Source organism: Acidipropionibacterium timonense (assembly GCF_900605005.1).
GTDB classification, from domain to species: Bacteria; Actinomycetota; Actinomycetes; order Propionibacteriales; family Propionibacteriaceae; genus Cutibacterium; species Cutibacterium timonense.
In genome coordinates this window covers 2,685,365-2,703,144 of record NZ_LR027558.1, presented here as the reverse complement: position 1 = coordinate 2,703,144, position 17,780 = coordinate 2,685,365, and the positions used below count along the sequence as shown (strand labels likewise).

Genomic DNA, 17,780 nt, shown 5'->3' with positions numbered 1-17,780 from the left:
ACGCCCGCACCGGGTGCCACAATGAACCCATGAAGCAGCCTGTCGTCGTCCTCGCCGGAGGACTGAGCCACCAACGTGACGTCTCGCTCAAGTCCGGCCACACCGTGGCCCAGGCCCTCCGCCGGGTCGGCCACGAGGTCGTCGAGGCCGACGTCGACTCCACCCTCATGGCCACCCTGCGGGCCCACGACGGTGCGGTCGTCTTCCCCATGCTCCATGGCGGCGTCGGGGAGAGCGGGGCGCTGTACGAGGTGCTGCGTCTGCTCGACATCCCCTTCGTGGGGTCGGGACCGGCGACCTGCCGCATGTCCTACGACAAGTCCATCGCCACCCGCGTCGTCGCCGCGGCGGGGGTGACGACGCCGTCCCAGGTCGCGCTCACCCACGACATCCTCCGCGAGTTGGGCGCCCGCACCGTCGTCAACGCCATCGTCGACAAGCTCGGCCTGCCACTCATCGTCAAGCCGGCCCGGGGAGGGTCGAGCTTCGGGGTGACGCGGGTCGACGACGCCGCCGACCTGCCCCAGGCCATGGCCACCGCCTACGCCTTCGACGACCATGTCGTCGTCGAGCAGTTCGTCACCGGGGTCGAGGTGGCCATCGGCATGATCGCCACCGCCCGGTCGACCCAGGTGCTGCCGGCGGTCGAGATCCGCCCGGTCGGCGGGGTGTACGACTACCAGGCCATGTACACGGCCGGCGAGACGCGCCTCACCTGTCCCGCCGAGATCAGCGCCGACCAGGCCAAGGCTGCCGAGGACATGGCTCGGCTCGTCGCCAAGGAGCTCTCCCTCGACGGGATCAGCCGGGTCGACGCCATCATCGACTCCCAGGGGCGACCGGTCTTCCTCGAGGCCGGGGTGGCGCCGGGCATGACGGCGACGTCCCTCGTGCCGGTGGCCATGAAGGCCGCCGGGCTCGACCTGGGCGAGGTGTGCTCGGCCCTCGTCGACGACGCCGCCGCCCGGGCGCGCGAGTGAGCGCCGCGTGAGGTCGGGCCGCGTGACGGGAACGGCGGGTCCCGACGGCTCCGAGGGTGGGCGCCCGGGCGTCGGCACCCTGGTACGTCAGGGCCTCATCGTCCTCGTGGGGGTGATCCTGGCGACGGTCATGGTCATCCTCGGGATCTGGCAGATGGGCCGGTTCGAGACCCAGCGTACCAACTCGGCGCAGTCCCGGATCGGCCAGCCGGTCGTCGTGTGGTCGGGGACCGGTTCGCACGCCGGGAGTGCGGCGTCGAACTACGGGCGGAGGGTCCAGGTGACCGGGCGCTTCGTGTCCAGTACCCAGCTGCTCGTCGGGACGAGTTACCCGCTGCGCGTCGTCACCGGGTTGACGATGGCCTCGGGCGAGACGATCCCCGTCGTGCGCGGCGTCGTCGACCGTGGTCAGCCGGTGCCGACGGCACCCAGTGGGACGGTGACGGTGACCGGCGTCCTCCTGGCCTCCGAGGCCCAACCCGATGCGACGACGGTGCCCGCCCCGATCAGGGCCGAGCCGGCACTGCGCCTCGAGGTGTTGGCCCAGACGTGGCCCGAACCGCTCGTGCCGGGCTCCCTCACCCTTCTGCGGGCGGACGCCGTCAAGGAGGGGTTGACACCGGCCGAGCCGAAGGTTCCCGAGACCGACGGGGGCGATCGGAACCGCGGCTATGCGCTGCAGTGGTGGGCCTTCGCGGCCTTCGCGCTCGGCATGTCGATCGTCTTCGCCAGGGCCGCAGGTCGGTCCCGGAAGGGCTGAGGAATCGCGCCTCCCGGCGTGACCGGGTCGGCGCGCATCCACCCGAGTCGCTGTGACGCCATGTCGACAAAGAGCTGAAATGACATGAGTGTGGTTCAGGCCGGGCAGGTAGCCTGAGAGCGTGCCACAGACCGATCCCCAGGACGACGTCACCGCCGACAGCTTCTACGACGTCAAGCCCCACTCCCCCGCCACGGACTCACCGGAGCCTGACTCCGCGCCCTCGGCCGCAGGACCCGACCCTCTCGGGAGTTCGCCGGACGGGGCCTCCGAGCCGTGGATCGAACCGAACGACATCCCCGGCGTGCGCGCCGCCCTCCTGCGATACCGCGTCATGGCCTATGTCGTCGGCACCCTCCTCATCGTCCTCGTGTGCATCGCCATGCCGCTCAAGTACGCCGCCGGTCAGCCGCTGCTCGTCAATGTCGTCGGCGTCGCGCACGGCTGGCTCTACGCGGTCCTGCTCATCACGGCGTACATGCTCGGCCGTCGCGCCGGATGGCCGCTGAGCCGGCTGGTCCTCATCGCCCTGGCCGGCACGGTGCCGTTCCTCTCCTTCGTCGCCGAGTACTTCGCACGCAAGGACGTCCATCGGCGGATCGACGAGGCGATGAGCTACTGGGCGGCGCATCCGCAGGCCGAGGACTGAGGGTTCGCCGCAGTCCGGGCCAGCCGTGCGGCCATGCGGTCGGCGCGGGCAGGGGAGCCACGGCTCAGGGGACGGTCATGGGGACTGTCGGTCGGGCGTCGACGCGGCATCCTCGCTCGGGCGCCTTGGATGACCAGTTATTTATCGACATAGCGCTTTATTGGTTCATCGATTGAGCAACCCGATGAGACGCTCCAGATCGTCCTCGTCGTCGAAGGGCAGGACGATCGTTCCCTTGCCCTTCGACCTCTTGACCTTGACCTCGGTGTCATAGCGGTCGCTGAGCACCGATGCCCATCGAAGAGCCTCGGGATCGGCGCCCGGCTTGGCTCTGACATGGGGTTTCACCTCGGTCGGCGGCGCCAGGACAGCCTTGACGGCCTCCTCCGTGGCGCGGACGGACAGGCCGTCCTCGACGATGCGGCGGGCCAGGTGCTCCTGGTCGACGGCGCGCTCCAGGGCCAGCAGGGCGCGAGCGTGTCCAGCAGTGAGGGTGCCGTCGAGCAGGTGGCGTTGGACGGTTCCGGGCAGCCTCATGAGGCGAATGGTGTTGGCGATGTGCGAGCGCGAGCGCTTGATGCGCGCGGCCAGCTCGTCCTGGGTGCACCCGAAGTCGTCGAGCATCTGCTGGTACGCGGCTGCTTCCTCGAGAGGGTTGAGCTGCACCCGGTGGAGGTTCTCCAGCAGCGCGTCCCGGAGCATGTCCTGGGTGTCCGTGGCCCTGACGATGGCCGGGATCTCGGTCAATCCCGCCCGCTGGGACGCGCGCCAGCGCCGTTCGCCCATGACGAGCTCGAACTCGTCACCGTCCGGCGTGACGACGATGGGCTGGAGGACGCCCACCTCGGCGATCGACTCCGACAGCTCGCGCAGGGCCGCCTCATCGAAGGCCGTGCGCGGCTGCTTGGCGTTCGGGCGGATCGACTTGACCGGGATCGTCCGCAGATAGGAGCCGTCGGTCAGGGCCGCCGGAGCCGTGTCGGACTGCTCGTCAACGTGATCATGGGCATGATCAGTGATGACCTCGGGTTCCTCGTCGACGTCGGTGCGCTGGAAGAAGTCGCCGAAACCGCGTCCCAGGCCCTGGTGCTTCGTCGCCATTGATCATGCTCCTTCTGTGGTCTTCGACGGGTCGTCGGAAGCGGTCGTCGGGATGTCCGCTTGCTCGGTGGCGGAGGATGCATGGCGGTGGGCGTACTCCGCCGCTGCCTCCCGGTAGGCTTTCGCACCGGCGGAGTTGGGGTCATAGGTGAGGACCGACCGGCTGTAGCTGGGGGCCTCCGAGACGCGGACCGACCGCGGAATGACAGTGCGAAGAGTCTGCGTCGGGAAGTGGGCGCGAACCTCCTCGGTGACCTGCGCCGACAGACGTGTGCGGCCGTCGAACATCGTCATGAGGATGGACTCGACCTCGAGCTCGGCATTGAGGGAATTGCGGACCGCTCCCACGGTCCGCATGAGCTGCGTCACGCCCTCCAAGGCGTAGTACTCGCACTGGATGGGCAGCAGGACTTCGTCGGCGGCGACGAGCGTGTTGAGGGTGAGGAGACCGAGGGACGGGGGACAGTCGAGGAAGACGTAGTCGATGTCGTGGGTCGCAAGATAGCTCGCCAGGGCCTTCTTGAGACGAGACTCTCGACCCTTGACGGAGACGAGCTGCAGCTCGGCACCGGAGAGGTCGATGGTGGCGGGAACCACCTCCAGCCCCGGGGTCTCGGGGCTCATCCGCGCGACGAGAGAGAGGTCCTCGCCATCGATGAGGACCTCGTAGGTGCCAGGTGTTCCCGAGTCGTGCTCGATGCCCAGGGCGGTGGACGCGTTGCCCTGGGGATCGGCGTCGATGAGGAGGACGCGCAGGCCACTCATGGCCAGTGCGACCGCCAGATTGACCGCTGTCGTCGTCTTGCCGACGCCGCCCTTCTGGTTCGCCACAGCGACGATGCGGACCGACCGGGGACGGGGCAGTGTCAGGGGCAGGGGTGTGGACTCGGTGGCCGCTGCACTTCCGGGGGCGGTGTCGGCGGCGTCGTCATCTGCGTCGGGAGCAGGCACATCGGGGGTCTCGAATGCCGCCCTCTTCGGGCCCTTGTCGTAGACGGGTACCTCGTTCGTCACGCTGTTGCCTCTCGGGGAAGGTGGCCTGCGGTGTTTCACGTGAAACACCGACGTGGACGCGCCCACTCTAGCCGCTCGCAGTCCCGCACTCGTGGACCATGCAGCCTCGCGACGACGCGACCGACGAACCCCTCATGACGATGTACCGCCGGCTGTCTGCGGGGGCCGGGCGCCCGCGGGAGCCGGGTGTCCGCCGGTGCCCGCGCGCCGGCTCAGGTGATGTCCGGTACAGCCCTTGGGTTCAGTCTGCAAAGCTCGACGACCACCCTGTCTCGCATGTGATCATGGGCCCGGGGGGACGGCTGGGGCCACGACCTTCACGGCCACCGCGCTCGATCACCGCGTGGTCCTCGGCTGCCGGCCGGGATCGGGCCCGCAAGTCGCCACTACCCTCACTCACCCGGGTTGTCCGGTCGTTCGGTAGCCGAGCCGGACTCGGCTGCAGCCGAGTCGGGCGTCCGCGTCTCCGCTCGGGACCGGCCAGACAGGGAGTACCGGTCAGACAGGCGAGTACCGGACAGCCCGCTCCGCGCCCGTCACCCCGGTCCGCGCCCGTCAGCCCGCTGCGCGCCGGTCAGCCAGGTCGCCGTCACTCCCAGGGGTCCTTCGTCTCCCAGCTCCGTCCGTTGCCCGCAGCCACGTCGTGTCCGCACGCAGCCTGCTCGCCCAAGGCGGTATGAGTCGCGCTCGGTCGCCGATCCTTCCGGACCATTGCTCACCAGGAGTAGACACGCGGGTCGCTGACTCGCGCAGAGACCCGCGTCGAAGAGACCCGCGTCGTCCGATCGGATGGGACGAGCCAGGTGCCGCGCATGGGGTGGCCCCGTCATGCGTTCTCGATGTGGTCTGGCAGAGCCAGTCGTTCCGCAGCCATGGTCCGGTCCGGATCGCCATGTCGTCGTTGCCGCCCGCGACAATCCGGGTCGTACCTGACCACGAGTGAGCTCTTCACGGATGCACCGGCACCGGGTGTTTCACGTGAAACACCCACCTCGCCTCACGCCGGTGGCCGGTCCACTCGCGCTCCGTACCGGCCGGAATCGATCGGTGACCGGCCGTCGGGGACGCTGCCATGGGGAAGCCGACCTCGCATCCCCGTAGTCCCTGGGTCCCCACGACTCGAACCGCCCACCTTCACCCAGTCGGCGACACCCAGGGGCCCGCCATCAATCTCACCGGCACTCGACCGGCCATCTCAATCAGGTCGGCGCCGATCACCTCGTCGACGTCAATCCCGACCATGATCACAACGCACACTCCTCGAACCGCTGGCCCTGCCGAGCATCCATGTCCGCCGGCACGAGTCCGGTCGATCGACGTCCCCCGTGGCTGTCCTGCCACCCGGGCCTCCTGATGTCCTGCATCACCGACGAGCCACCGCGAGGTCCGCAACACGGCCGACAAGCTCCCGGTGGGAACCCTGACGCTCTCACCTCGCGATGATCCACGGACTGGAGCACCGCCTCTTCGGGAGGAGAACACATCGACGCGCCGTCGACGCCGTGCCGCTTGCACCAGCTCGGCCTCGTGCTCGCCGCCCGCTTCAACCCGACCGAACCGCGAGCAACACACCTTCTCGCCGACGGGCTGCGGTCGACCGGATCCGGATCGAGCGGCTCACCCGAGCGCTGGCCACACCCCTGTCAGTGCTCCCGGACCTCAGTACTCCCGGACCTCGGTGAGCAACATCTCCCGCACGCGAGTGACGTGGGTGATCTCGGCCCCAGGAGCCGCGCGGGCCACGAGCACGTCGGCGGCCAGATGGCGGCGTGACAACTCCGGCAGGCAGCCCTCGACCTCGGCCTCGGCACCCTGTCCCTTGAGCGCCAGCAGGATCCCGTGGGGGATGAAGAGCTTGCCAGTCCAGTTGATGAGCTTGATGAGTCCGGCAACCGCTCTGGCTGTGACGACGTCGAACGTCGTGTCGAGCTCCTCAGCGCGCGATCGGATGACGTGAACCTGATCTCCCAGGTGCAGGGCATCCACCGTCTCGATGAGGAAGTTGGAACGACGCAGCAGAGGTTCGACGAGCGTGATCTCCAGATCCGGTCGCAGCAGCGCCAACGGGATCCCTGGCAGTCCGGCGCCACTGCCGACGTCGGCCACCTCACACCCTTCCGGGATGAGTCGATGGATCGCCGCGCTGTTGAGGATGTGCCGCTGCCACAACCGGGGCTCCTCCTGCGGCCCGATGAGTCCCCAGTCCACACCACTGGTGGCCAAAATATCGACATATTTCTTTACCCATATGAAGTTATCTCCATACAGCTCTTCGGCGACGTCCATTCCACCGTAGGGGTCTTCCACACCTCCATGCTGTCACACGAGAACCGCCCATCGAGCGCTCAACACTGGCGACGGACTCGACCCGACCGCCCTGCCGACAGCCCCGCCGGGTCACGCCCGACCACATGACGTCTCCCGGAGGAAGCGCTCGTCACCGCCAAGGATCCGCTGCTCACCACGCTGCTTTCATACCGTTTTCAATGACTTCTCCAGAAGCTACGTTGAGCGAGTTGATGGCGACACATCACTCCCCGTCACCGAGCAACCCCCGCACCGGCAGACCCCGTGACCCTGCCTTGTACCACAGCCTCCCAGGTTGTCACCATGAATACTCTCTGCATATGCTGTGGGATACTCCGTCGGGCACCGTCCGGCGGACGGGCATGTGTGTCAGGGAAGTCGGTGCGAATCCGACGCTGTCCCGCAACCGTGAGCCGTGAGAATCGGCGAGTCGGACCACTGACCACGATGCCCCTCGAAGTTTCCGTCGTGGGCTGCGGAAGCGGAGGACCCCTGTTCTTCCCCTCCCACGCGCTCATGGGCCGAAGGGGAGGAACCGATGCCGCAGGTGCCGCGCCTCGACGGTCGACCTCTGCAACGGCCGTCGTCGGACATCTCCATGGGTGCCTCGCCTCGATCGTCCCACCACCGCGGCGCATCCTTGACGCGCCGGGCCTGCGCGGCCTTCCTGTCCACACTGGCCCTGACCCTTCCCGCCACCGCGATCTCGCTCGGAAGCGCCCACACCGCCCCACCCTGGCACGACGGCTGGTGCCGGATCGACGAGACCGGGCACGCCGTCGTCGTCGATCTGTCCCGGCTTCCCTCCGCCGCCCAGCACCGCATCCGGCAGGTGGCCCCGGACCTGTTCGCGTCCCGCAACTGACTGGTGCGCTGCTCGTCGGACGTGAGCCTGCACCCAGGGCCCAAGAGCAACCCGCTCGGCACCGACGAGATCCTCGAGGCCGTGGGTATCCGACGTCGCCAGTTCGGGGTGACCACCGCCGACAAGAACGCCGACAGCGGTGAACACGGCGAGTACGGCATCGGTTACGTCCTCGTCGACGTCGACCCCGGCGACAAGCTCAATCCGTGGCCGGACGACGGAACGCCCTGCTCGATGTCGTGGCCCGGACGTGACTCGACGACGACGAACTGCAACGTCTTCTACCGCAACAACCACTCCTTCGTCATGGTCACGCTGGCTCCCGTCGACTGCTTCGATCCCGGGGACGCCTACAAGCACGTCTGCCTGCCCGAGGACGCCAACTCGCCGCTCAAGCGACCGCAGTTCGCCCACCGTCCAGATCCTGCCCCCGAGCCGTCCGACGGCAAGGGCCCCGGCGGACCGTCCAAGCCCGGACCGTCCAAGCCCGGACCGTCGAAACCCGGACCCTCCGGTCCCTCGGGCGACCCCTCGAAACCCGGGCCCGGCCCGTCCGGGCCCGGCGCGTCGGCTCCCGGGTCCACTGGCCCCGGCAGTGGACCTTCGGCGCCATCCGCGTCGGGTCCCTCGGACCAGGGCGGCGACGAGGTGCCACCAGCCGGCCAGGATCCGTCCGACCCCCATCCGTCCGGCGCAGCGCCCCGACCCGACCCCCGACATGATGACGGCGGAAGGTCCCACGACACCACCGACGTCGCTCCGAACGTGCACGTCGACCGCCCCGGCGCCCGGTGCCGACCCCGAGTCGTCCCGGTGAGGCGCCCACGGCGTCCTCCTCGGCGACCCCGACGACCTCGACGAGTGCCACCCCGACCCCCACGTCCAGCTCCGCCTCACCACGGGTCTCCTCGCCGGCTCCGTCCTCGAGCGACACCGCCTCGGCGAACTCCGGTCCCAAGCCCTCGGGGACCGCATCGCCGACCCCGGTCTGGGGCCCCGACGCCACCTCCACCGGTCTCCTCCACGGTGCTCCCCGACGTCACCCCATCCCCACCACCCTCGGTGTCGCCGGGCTCCTCCTGGCCACCGCGGGTGCATGGTTCCTGGCCCGCCGTCGACGCGACGAGCGCGCCACGACCGCCGACACCACCACGACGTCCGTCCCGAGCACGGGGATCGAGGTGGACGACGATGAGTGAGCCGACCTTCCTGCGCCGGACCACCAGCCTGGCGGTCGCACTGCTGCTGGGCCTGCTCGCGCCGCTGTGCCTGACGCCGGTCCCCGGCCGGGCCGCGCCCACCCCGTCCACACCGGGCACCATGACGATGACCTCCCAACTGTGTGGCCGGACCGGACACTGCTCCATCGGCGTCGCTGCCGGATCGGTCATGCGCCAGGGATCGAGCTACCAGGTCACCGTCAGGGGAGCCCCGCGCCAGTGGGTCGCCGTGCGCGCCTGGGCCGTCGACCTCGACTCCCGGGCACGATTCGCCGGAATGCACCCCTACACCTCCTACGTGGAGACGACGACCGGGTCCGACGGGACCGCCAGCATCACGCTCACCTTCCAACCATGGCGGGCGCCGATCACGCTCACCAGCCCATGGGTCTTCATCGGTCCCATCGACGCCGACCACCACCGTCCCCAGGACGCGGTCGGCCAGTTCGTCCCCGCCGAGACACCGACCCCGACCCTCCTCGGCGACGGCTGGGGCACCGACAAGCCGGTCGGCCAGCCCCTCGACCTGCGGCATGCCGGGCTCCCGGCGCGCACCGACCGCGTCGTGCAGTACCTCGATGCCGGATCGTGGCACCCGGCCGCCCCACACGACGGGACCGACGTCACCCAGACCTCCATCGACCGACCCGACGAGGTGACGACCACGCGGTACGAGGTCCCCCGGGGTCTGCTGTCGAAGCCCTACCAGTTCCGCCTGCTCGACGTCGTCCACGGCACCACCGCCGCTTCCTGGACCGTCCGACCGTCGATCACCCCGCCCGGACCGACGTCCCCACCCTGTGGACACCGCCGGACGTCGTCGGCGCCCGTCCGACCCGTCCCCGCCCCGCGCACACCGGCCGGCTCACCACGGCGACCCGGGTGGCCACCGGAGCCTGCGCCCTGGCCGCGGTCGTCCTGGTCTGGGCCACCCGCCGCCGCTCCGTCACCGCGAGACCTCGGGAGCCGCGCCGATGACACGGATCTCCCCGACCGTCACCGCCCTGCTCGTCGCATCGGTCGTCATCCTGTCCTCGCGGATGACGACGCCCGGCGTCATGTCGACAGCGGCCCTCGTCATGACCCTCGTCACGCTGTTGGTGGCCGTCCTCACCGATCGGGGGCCACGCCGCTCCATGGCGCGGCCCGCCCTGGCCCTGTGCATCGGAGTGGCTCTCGTCGGACTCGCCCGTGGGCTGTGGTTCGGCCCGTCGATCGTCTCCACCACCCTCGGCCTCCTCCCGGCCTCGGTTCTCCTCCTGGGCTGGGCCTGGGCCTGCCAGGTCAACGACTCACGACGCCGACTCGACGGATGGGCCCTGGCCCTCGGACCGGCAGCCTGCCTCCTGGCTCCGGCCGTCTGCGCCCCACAGGCCCTCCACGAGAGCCTGTCGGTGCGCTCGGGCCTGCGCTCGCGCCACCTGCGTCCACCGTGGCGGACCATCCTCGCCGACGTCGCCCTGCGCACCGGCGATCTGTGCCGACAGTGGACCCGTCGACGCCGTCCTCGTCCTGCGAGCGTCCTCGCCAGCACCGCGTCGGTCGCGGTGGCCGCCGTGCTCGCCGGAGCAGTCCTGCCCCTCGTGGCCGGACGACGACCCATCCCGTCCACCGACATCTCCGTGTCCGCCGTCGTCCTGACGGTCTGGTTGGCCATCGTGGCCGTCCGACAGCTCACCGTCGGGCGCCGGTGGCTCGGTGTCCCCGGAGCACCGGACCTCATCGGCGTCGGCGCCCTCGTCGTCACCTGGATCCTGGCCATCGTCGACCGGCAGGTGGGCCCCACCTGGGCACTGCTCGCCGCCGACGCCGGGGTCCTGGCCCTGGTCGTGGCACGTTCACGGACGGGGGTCCGCCATGCTTGACCTGCGTGCCGTCCGGGTCATCGGACCGTCAGCCACACCAGTGGACCTGCAACTCGAGGCGGGGGTCACCCTCGTCGTCGGCGTCAGCGGGTCCGGGGCGACCAGCCTGCTCGACGCCATCGCCGGCCGCACCGAGCGACCGGTCCGGGGCCAGGTCGCCCTGGACGGGCGGTCCCTCACCGGGGCGAGCGAGACCGAGCTGGATGGCGTCGTCAGCCACGTCGGACGCAGGCCCCGACGGGCCGGCACCGTGGGGTCGATGGCCAGCGGCGCCGACCGACACTGGATCGACGACCTCGATCTGGGCGCCCATCTGGCGACCAACCGGACGATGCTCGAGCCTGACGCCGCAGCCCGGGCCGCCCTCCTGGAGGCCTGCATCGATGGGGCGCCGGTCGTCGTCATCGACCAGGTCCTCGCGCCGATGTGCGCCGGGTCCCGCCGCCGGGCAGCCGACGTCGTCAGGCAGCTCGGTGACCGAGGACGCATCGTCGTGTGGGCCGAGCACGATCTCACCATCGCCGTCCCGGTGAGCGACCGCATCGTCGACCTGTCGGCGGGGACGACGGTGTCGGCACCCGACACCTGGACGTCGCCGGTGCTGCCACCCCCCCCGCTGGCCCGCCTGGCCGACCGGCTGGGGGTCGAGCGGTCCCGGACCTCCACGGTGAGCAGGTCGCGGGAACTCCTCACCGATCTGGGAATGACCTGCCACCTTCGCCCCCGCCGGCGCAAGGACCCGGGCGAGGACCTCCTCACCGTCGAGGCCTCGCGGGCGGACTCACCGGCACCGGGACGATCACCGTGCGGTCGATGGAGGTCCTGGGGATCGTCAGCTCCGCCCATGCGACGGCCGAGCGGGTGGCACGCGCTCTGTACCGGACCGGCTGCCCCCTCCCGGACGATCGCGACCTGGCGCACCTGCTCGGGGTCTGCGCCCTGCCCGGAGTGTGCACGAGGATCGACCGTGCCAGCCGGCAGCCGCGCGGGACCACCCGCCGATTCCTCGACGAGCACCGACTCGCCGCCACCGAGCAGCTGCCCGCTGCGGCACCGCTGCGCCCGATGTCCGCCGGGCAGTCACGCGCCGTGGTCGACCTGCTGTCGCTGGCGACCTGCGTCGATGCCGGGGACCACGCGGCCCCGGGTCTGCTCGTCAACCCGACCGACGGCCTCGACGCACGGTCCTGCGCCGACCTGGCGTCCCTCATGGGCGGCGCAGGCGGGCTCGTCGTCGTCGATCGCGACATCGAGTTCCTCACGACGGTGTGCGACCGACTGCTCCTCGTCGAGGACGAGCAGCTCGTGTCGGACGCGGCCCCTCGGCAAGCCTGGATGAGCTGCCCTGGCTCCCGGTCGTCGCCGAGGTGTGTCGACCGCTACGGGTCACGGATCTGGACGAGGTCGACCTCGTCCCGGCGACGGCGGAGCGGCGATGAGACATCTGGCATCGGGGTCCTGGAGCGCGCTGCTCGTCGTCATCGTGGCGGCGTGGGCGGTGTACCCCCTGCTGTCCGGTCCCTCGGTGCTCGACGCCGGGGTCGGGTCCGCGGCCCTGGCACTGGTGAGCACCGGCGTCCTGCTGTGTGGTGTCATCCGATGGGCCGAGGACGGACGCCGTCCGTCGGCACCATCCCAGTGGTGCACGGGAACCGTCCTCACCGCGCTCGTGCACGTCCTGCTCGACGGTCCCGGCGGCTTCGAGCCCTCGTGGATCGTCCCGCTGGTCATGGGCACCGTCGGCGGCCCCACGAGCGGTGTCCTCGTCGGGCTGTCCGGCCAGCTGGCCCTGGCCACGGCGACCGGCGTGCCGGATGCGAGCCTGCCCGCCCGCTGCCTCGCCGGCGCGGCCTGCGGCGCCCTGGGCGCGCTGGCGCGACGGCCGCGGACCGGATCGGTCGTCACCCGAGGCACCCTCCTCACCCTGGTGGCGGGCGCGGGAGGAGCCCTCGTCGGCGTGGTGCTGTCCGCCACCTCGGGCCCCCTGCCCCGCACCACGACCGTCTCCCCGGCCGACCTGGGGCACCACCTGTCGACGCGACTGGCGGCCGCCCCGTTCGGCCCGCTCGCCGTTCGATGCGGGGTGCTCGCCGCGGCGGCGGTGGCGATGAGCGTGCCCCTGGCCGCCCTGCGCGACGTCCTGGCGCCACCCGAGCCGCCGGCCGGGACCACCCCGGCGCGCCCACTGTCACGTCAGGCCGTCACTCGTCGCGACCTCATCGACCGTCGTCCCTCCCTCTGGAAGTCAGGAGATATCCGTTGACCACACCGAACCCCGAGGCCATCACCCGCGATGAGCTGGCACGCGCGTCCGAGCTCGTCAGCCGGATCGAGCAGTCCTTCTCCCGGCGCGTCGTCGGCCAGGAACACCTCCGGGAGGCCCTCCTGGTGGCGCTGCTCGCCAACGGTCACGTCCTCCTCGAGTCGGTTCCCGGACTGGCCAAGACCTTGGCCGCCGCCACCCTGGCCAGCACCGTCCACGCCTCGTTCGCACGCGTCCAGTGCACCCCTGACCTGCTGCCCAGCGACATCGTCGGCACCGAGGTCTTCGATTCCCGCACCACCGAGTTCCGCACCGAACTGGGGCCGGTCCATGCCCACTTCGTCCTGCTCGACGAGATCAACCGGTCCAGCGCCAAGACCCAGTCGGCGATGCTCGAGGCCATGCAGGAACGCCGGGTCACCATCGGTGGGACGAGCCATGACCTGCCCCGACCCTTCATCACCCTGGCCACCCAGAACCCCATCGACGAGGAGGGCACGCACGTCCTGCCGCAGGCCCAGATGGACCGGTTCCTCCTCAAGGAGGTCGTCGACTACCCGACCCCCGCCGAGGAGTTCGACGTCGTCCACCGGGTGCGCAGCGGCGCCCTCGACGCGCCGGAGGCCGAGCCGGTCGCCTCGACCGACGACGTCCTGTGGCTCCAACGGCTCGTCCGGCGGGTCCACGTCGAGGACTCGCTGGTGCGCTACGTCATCGAGATCGTCGACGCCACCCGGCACCCGGAACGCTGCCTCCCCGATGCCCGGGCCCATGAGATCGAGCTGGGTGCCAGCCCCCGGGCGACCATCGCGTTCGTCGAGGCCGGGGCGGCCCGGGCCCTCCTCCACGGGCGCGACCACGTCGTCCCCGACGACCTGTTGGCGCTACGACACCCGGTGCTGCGACACCGCATCCTCCTGAGCTTCGAGGCCCAGGCCACCGGGGTGCGCACCGAGGACCTCATCGACGCCGTCTTCAACGCCATCCCCACCCCCTGACCGACATGACCCATCTGGAACGTGTGCGCACCGAGCTGCTCCTGGCGCCCCGCCACCGGGTCGTCGGGCAACTCGAGGGCGCCCACCCGGCCGTGTTCCCGGGACGCAGCCTCGACTTCTCGGACCTGCGCGAGTACGTCCGTGGCGACGACCTGCGCGACGTCGACTGGAGGGCCTCGGCGCGCACCGGCCAGATGCTCGTGCGTGAGTACGTCGCCCAACGGCGTCAGTGCGTCCTGCTCATCGTGCCCACCGGTGGATCCTTGGCGGCGTCGGCCAACGCCACCGAGTCGAAGGCCCAGGTGGCGGTGGCCTGCGCGGCCACCGTGGCCAGCATCGCCCTGCAGCAGGGGGACCGGGTCACGGTGGTCTCGGCCGAGGACGGCGCCCCCACCATCGCCCGGCCATCGGCACGTGACGTCGACGTCGAACGGATGCTGCGCGCGGTGGACGCCCGCTGTGTCCCCGACTCGGCCACTGCGGACCTCGCGGCCCTGCTGGGTCACGCCACCACGGGGATCCGAGGAGGCTGCGTCTTGCTCATCGTTCCTGAACAGGCACCGACCGGGCAGTACCCCGCCGTCATGCACAGTCCGTGGTGGGTGCTCCTCGCACTGGCCCTGGTGGGTATCGGTCTGACCCTGACGATCCTCGCCGGGCGACGGTCCACACGTCCGACGCCCCGTCCGGTCGAGGACCCCGTCGACCTGGAGACCCTGCGCCGCCACACCTTGGCACGGCTCGACGAGGTCGGGGTCGACCTGGCCTCGGGTCGGGTCTCCTCGTCCACGGCCCATCGTCGCATCGGGGCCGTGTGCCGCCGGTTCCTGGGGGTCGCCACGGCCTCCGACATCGACTTCGAGTCCATGGACGATCTGCGCCGCCGCGCCGACGACGACGCCCGGCTGTCCACCTTCGTGCCCCTGCTGGCGAGCTGTGTGGAGGCAGGTTTCGACCCCGGGCACGCCGATGACCCGGCGATCCCTCGGCTCGACGCGGCCAGGACGGCGGTGTCGTCGTGGCACTGATCTGGTGGCCCCTGGGGGCCGTTCTCCTCGTGCTCGGGATCGTGGCCGCGGTCATCGCGGCCCGCTGGCCCCGGCGTCGTGGTGCGGTGACCGGTGTCGTCGTGGCCCATCTCGACCGGCTTCGCCGGCTGCCTCGCTACCGGGTCCTCGTGGCACAGCGTCGGCGACGACTCGCCGCGGTGTGCCTGTGCTGGGCCCTGGCCCTCACCGGTGCCGCGCTCACCGCTTCCCGGCTCATCCGGGTCGACGACGACGCTCCCGACGAGCGCAGTCGCGACATCGTCCTGTGCCTGGACGTGTCGTCCTCCATGGCCAAGGTGGACGCCGACGTCCTCGACACCTTCACCGACCTCTCCGGCCGCCTGGGCCGTGACCGGATCGGCCTGGTGGCCTTCGACTCGTCCGCCGTCACCGTCATCCCCCTCACCAAGGACGCCTCGGCGGTGCGCGAGGCACTCTCCCCGACCCGCGCCTCCGTCACCGGCGACGGGGTTCCCGGCACGAGTTACGGGCAGAACGGGTCCTCGCTCATCGGCGACGGCATCGCGTCATGCCTCAACCGGTTCGACGACCTGGATCGTCCGCGGTCACGGACCCTCGTCCTGGCGACCGACGGCTTGGTGTCAGGAGCCCCGCTGTACACCATGTCGCAGGCGATGGACACCGCCGTGGCGAAGGGTGTCATGGTCTTCGGTGTCGTCCCGGCCGGGAACGACGAGCAGGCGACGCGGTCGATCCACGACCAGGTGCGACGGACCCACGGCGACTCCTTCTCCCTGGTGGCCGGCCGACCGGCCAATCCCTCCCTCATCGCCGACCGCATCCGCCAGCAGGAACGAACGGCCCTCCTGGCGACCCCGCACCAGCGGGTGCTCGACGAACCGTGGCCGGGCGTGCTCCTCATGCTCCTGGGATCGACCTGCGGTGCCGTCCTGCAACGCAAGGAGGTGTCATGAACCACATCACCGTCCTGCCGAACTGGTGGCTCGTCGCCGGCGCGGTCGTCATGGCCCTGGTCGTCGTCGCGTGCGACGGCCCGGCCGCGGTGCGCCGGCGACGTCCGGGACGGTTGCTGCTCCACCTCCTGCTCGCCTCCCTCGTGGCCGCCGTGGCCCTGCGTCCGGGGATCGAGGGTGGTACCGCGACACGTCGGACGATGCGCGCCGACGTCCTCCTCGTCATCGACCGATCCGCCTCGATGGGTGCCGTCGACCATCGCGGGGGCACCCCACGGATGGACGGGGTCGTCGAGGACGTCACCTCGCTCGTCCGACGGTTCGAGGGAGCTCGGGTCGCCGTCCTCACCTTCGACAACGACGCGCGGCTCGAGGTTCCCTCGACGACCGACCTAGACTCGGTGACCACGGCGGTGCGAGCGATGGGGTGGCGCGAGAACGACGCCGGCACGGGCACCGACGTGTCCATCGGCATTCCCCTGGCCACCAAGGTCCTCGAGCAGATGAGGCGTGCCGATCCCGCCGCCGCCAGATACCTCTACGTCCTCAGCGACGGGGAACAGACGGCCCGGGCCACGCCGGCGTCCTTCGCGGCGCTGCGTCCCCTCGTGACGGAGGCCCATGTCGTGGCCTACGGCTCGACCGAGGGAGCCCAGGTGCGACGCTCCCGCACCGATCACCGGCCCGTCATGTACCGGGGGCGCCCGGCCGAGTCGGTCTGTGATGTCACGGCCATGAAGCGGATCGCCGGACAGCTCGGGGCGGATCTCACCCACGATGCACCCGCACCGGGCCCCGTCCACCAGCCGCCCCTTCTCGTGGAACCCCAGGACGGCCCGGGTCGACGCGAATGGTATCCGTACCTGGCCGTCGTCTGCGCGCTCGCCGTCCTCGTCGACCTGGCGGGGTCGACCCGGCGATGGGCCCTGGCACGACAGGAGGCACGTCATGACGACTGACACACCGAGGAGGTCGGTCCTGCGCCGGGCCGGGCGGGTGTGCGCCGGTGTGCTCGGCGTCATCCTCGTCCTGTCGGGCCTGCGGCTCATGGCGACCGTCGGCGTCGACCATCTCGCCCGGGCGGCCATGTCCGAGGGTGACGACGTGACGGCGACCCGTCTGTTCCGGTCGAACCGCGTCGTCAACCTGGCCGAACCCTGGCTCGCCCACTACGACTCCGGCGTCGCCCAGGCCCGCCAGGGGCACTGGTCCGAGGCCGAGGCCGACTACCGTCGGGCCCTCCCGCTGGCCCCGCGGACCCAGCGGTGCCGGGTCGTGCTCAACCTCGCCCTCACCCTCGAGTCCCACGGTGACGCCCGACGCGGCTCCGGAGATCCGGTGGGTGCCGTGAAGACGTGGCAGGAGGCCGAGGCCGTGCTCCGCGGGTCCAGCTGTGTGTCGACGGCCCGACAGCAGCAGAAGTCGTCATCGTCAGCCACGCCCAAGGCGTCCGGCGGATCAGGGTCGAACCGCAACCGCGGCAAGGACCGCGAGTCGGTCCAGCGACGCCTCAGCTCCAAGGTGGCCGCCGCCAGGTCCGGAGGGGAGCCGAAGGGCACCTCCCAGGACCGAGGTTCGGCCGGCGGACAGGCCGGCGGACAGGCCGGCGGGCGGGAGGCCAACCTGCAGCAACGCAACGAAGCCGCCCGTAGCCAGGCCCGTCAGATCCAGGACGGCGCGGGAACCTCCCGTGTCGGATCGCACCGGGACCCCACGGGCAAGAACTGGTGAGCACCCCGCTCTCCAGTACGCCGACCATCGACAACCACGAAAG

Annotated in this window: 16 protein-coding genes and 1 riboswitch; of the genes, 13 read left to right on the top strand and 3 right to left on the bottom strand. The window is 70.8% G+C overall.

All coding sequences use genetic code 11. From position 1 onward, the window contains the following. Positions 1-29: 29 nt before the first annotated feature. The 3 genes from E0E30_RS12675 to E0E30_RS12665 all read left to right on the top strand — a co-directional run bounded on the left by E0E30_RS12675 (position 30) and on the right by E0E30_RS12665 (position 2,389). Positions 30-980: a D-alanine--D-alanine ligase family protein gene (locus E0E30_RS12675; RefSeq protein ID WP_130866579.1), complete on the top strand. Its 951-nt coding sequence runs from the start codon at positions 30-32 to the stop codon at positions 978-980. Positions 981-1,002: 22 nt separating this feature from the next. After that, positions 1,003-1,740 carry an SURF1 family protein gene (locus E0E30_RS12670; protein WP_280953286.1) on the top strand — a complete coding sequence of 246 codons (738 nt, stop codon included), beginning with the start codon at positions 1,003-1,005 and terminating at the stop codon, positions 1,738-1,740. Between the two features lie 121 nt (positions 1,741-1,861). Next, a complete protein-coding gene (locus tag E0E30_RS12665; protein ID WP_130866578.1) occupies positions 1,862-2,389 on the top strand; it encodes a DUF3817 domain-containing protein in 528 nt (175 codons plus the stop codon). A 165-nt stretch (positions 2,390-2,554) separates the two neighbouring features. Here the strand turns inward: E0E30_RS12665 and E0E30_RS12660 are convergent, their stop codons facing one another. The 3 genes from E0E30_RS12660 to rsmG all read right to left on the bottom strand — a co-directional run bounded on the left by E0E30_RS12660 (position 2,555) and on the right by rsmG (position 6,790). After that, complete coding sequence (locus tag E0E30_RS12660; RefSeq protein WP_130866577.1) at positions 2,555-3,490, bottom strand: ParB/RepB/Spo0J family partition protein; 936 nt, start codon at positions 3,488-3,490, stop codon at positions 2,555-2,557. A gap of 3 nt (positions 3,491-3,493) precedes the next feature. Then, on the bottom strand, positions 3,494-4,504 hold the full coding sequence (locus E0E30_RS12655) for a ParA family protein (protein ID WP_130866576.1): 1,011 nt from the start codon (positions 4,502-4,504) through the stop codon (positions 3,494-3,496). 1,659 nt (positions 4,505-6,163) lie between these two features. Then, positions 6,164-6,790: a 16S rRNA (guanine(527)-N(7))-methyltransferase RsmG gene (gene rsmG / locus E0E30_RS12650; RefSeq protein WP_130866901.1), complete on the bottom strand. Its 627-nt coding sequence runs from the start codon at positions 6,788-6,790 to the stop codon at positions 6,164-6,166. A gap of 335 nt (positions 6,791-7,125) precedes the next feature. Continuing rightward, a riboswitch (cobalamin riboswitch) is annotated at positions 7,126-7,325 on the top strand. 84 nt (positions 7,326-7,409) lie between these two features. Here rsmG and E0E30_RS12645 point away from each other — a divergent pair. The 10 genes from E0E30_RS12645 (at position 7,410) to E0E30_RS12605 (ending at position 17,737) form a co-directional block, all read left to right on the top strand. Next, entirely contained in the window at positions 7,410-7,676 is a 267-nt protein-coding gene (locus E0E30_RS12645; RefSeq protein WP_130866575.1) for a hypothetical protein, read from the top strand. A 791-nt stretch (positions 7,677-8,467) separates the two neighbouring features. Then, positions 8,468-8,875, top strand: coding sequence for an LPXTG cell wall anchor domain-containing protein (locus E0E30_RS12640; protein ID WP_130866574.1), 408 nt, complete (start codon positions 8,468-8,470; stop codon positions 8,873-8,875). Positions 8,876-9,870: 995 nt separating this feature from the next. Beyond that, positions 9,871-10,761 carry a hypothetical protein gene (locus E0E30_RS12635; protein WP_130866573.1) on the top strand — a complete coding sequence of 297 codons (891 nt, stop codon included), beginning with the start codon at positions 9,871-9,873 and terminating at the stop codon, positions 10,759-10,761. Further along, positions 10,754-12,100, top strand: a complete 1,347-nt coding sequence (locus E0E30_RS12630) for an ATP-binding cassette domain-containing protein (RefSeq protein WP_130866572.1) — start codon at positions 10,754-10,756, stop codon at positions 12,098-12,100. The genes E0E30_RS12635 and E0E30_RS12630 overlap by 8 nt, the downstream gene beginning before the upstream one ends. Before the next feature lie 96 nt (positions 12,101-12,196). Beyond that, positions 12,197-13,024, top strand: a complete 828-nt coding sequence (locus E0E30_RS13715; RefSeq protein WP_245306610.1) for a hypothetical protein — start codon at positions 12,197-12,199, stop codon at positions 13,022-13,024. Next, on the top strand, positions 13,021-14,022 hold the full coding sequence (locus E0E30_RS12625) for an AAA family ATPase (protein ID WP_245306609.1): 1,002 nt from the start codon (positions 13,021-13,023) through the stop codon (positions 14,020-14,022). The genes E0E30_RS13715 and E0E30_RS12625 overlap by 4 nt, the downstream gene beginning before the upstream one ends. Before the next feature lie 5 nt (positions 14,023-14,027). After that, entirely contained in the window at positions 14,028-15,050 is a 1,023-nt protein-coding gene (locus E0E30_RS12620; protein WP_130866570.1) for a DUF58 domain-containing protein, read from the top strand. Then, positions 15,041-16,006, top strand: a complete 966-nt coding sequence (locus E0E30_RS12615) for a VWA domain-containing protein (protein WP_130866569.1) — start codon at positions 15,041-15,043, stop codon at positions 16,004-16,006. The genes E0E30_RS12620 and E0E30_RS12615 overlap by 10 nt, the downstream gene beginning before the upstream one ends. Continuing rightward, positions 16,003-16,965: a vWA domain-containing protein gene (locus E0E30_RS12610; RefSeq protein ID WP_130866568.1), complete on the top strand. Its 963-nt coding sequence runs from the start codon at positions 16,003-16,005 to the stop codon at positions 16,963-16,965. Before E0E30_RS12615 ends, E0E30_RS12610 begins: the two co-directional genes overlap by 4 nt. Continuing rightward, positions 16,955-17,737 (top strand): tetratricopeptide repeat protein, encoded by a 783-nt coding sequence (locus tag E0E30_RS12605; RefSeq protein WP_130866567.1) that lies wholly within the window; start codon positions 16,955-16,957, stop codon positions 17,735-17,737. Before E0E30_RS12610 ends, E0E30_RS12605 begins: the two co-directional genes overlap by 11 nt. Positions 17,738-17,780: the final 43 nt, after the last annotated feature.

Coding starts and splice junctions, on each gene's coding strand:
- E0E30_RS12635 (WP_130866573.1), top strand. CDS start 9,871: ATGACACGGATCTCCCCGACCGTCACCGCCCTGCTCGTCGCATCGGTC.
- E0E30_RS12620 (WP_130866570.1), top strand. CDS start 14,028: ATGACCCATCTGGAACGTGTGCGCACCGAGCTGCTCCTGGCGCCCCGC.
- E0E30_RS13715 (WP_245306610.1), top strand. CDS start 12,197: ATGAGACATCTGGCATCGGGGTCCTGGAGCGCGCTGCTCGTCGTCATC.
- E0E30_RS12645 (WP_130866575.1), top strand. CDS start 7,410: ATGGGTGCCTCGCCTCGATCGTCCCACCACCGCGGCGCATCCTTGACG.
- E0E30_RS12660 (WP_130866577.1), bottom strand. CDS start 3,490: ATGGCGACGAAGCACCAGGGCCTGGGACGCGGTTTCGGCGACTTCTTC.
- E0E30_RS12675 (WP_130866579.1), top strand. CDS start 30: ATGAAGCAGCCTGTCGTCGTCCTCGCCGGAGGACTGAGCCACCAACGT.
- E0E30_RS12630 (WP_130866572.1), top strand. CDS start 10,754: ATGCTTGACCTGCGTGCCGTCCGGGTCATCGGACCGTCAGCCACACCA.
- E0E30_RS12605 (WP_130866567.1), top strand. CDS start 16,955: ATGACGACTGACACACCGAGGAGGTCGGTCCTGCGCCGGGCCGGGCGG.
- E0E30_RS12610 (WP_130866568.1), top strand. CDS start 16,003: ATGAACCACATCACCGTCCTGCCGAACTGGTGGCTCGTCGCCGGCGCG.
- rsmG (WP_130866901.1), bottom strand. CDS start 6,790: ATGGACGTCGCCGAAGAGCTGTATGGAGATAACTTCATATGGGTAAAG.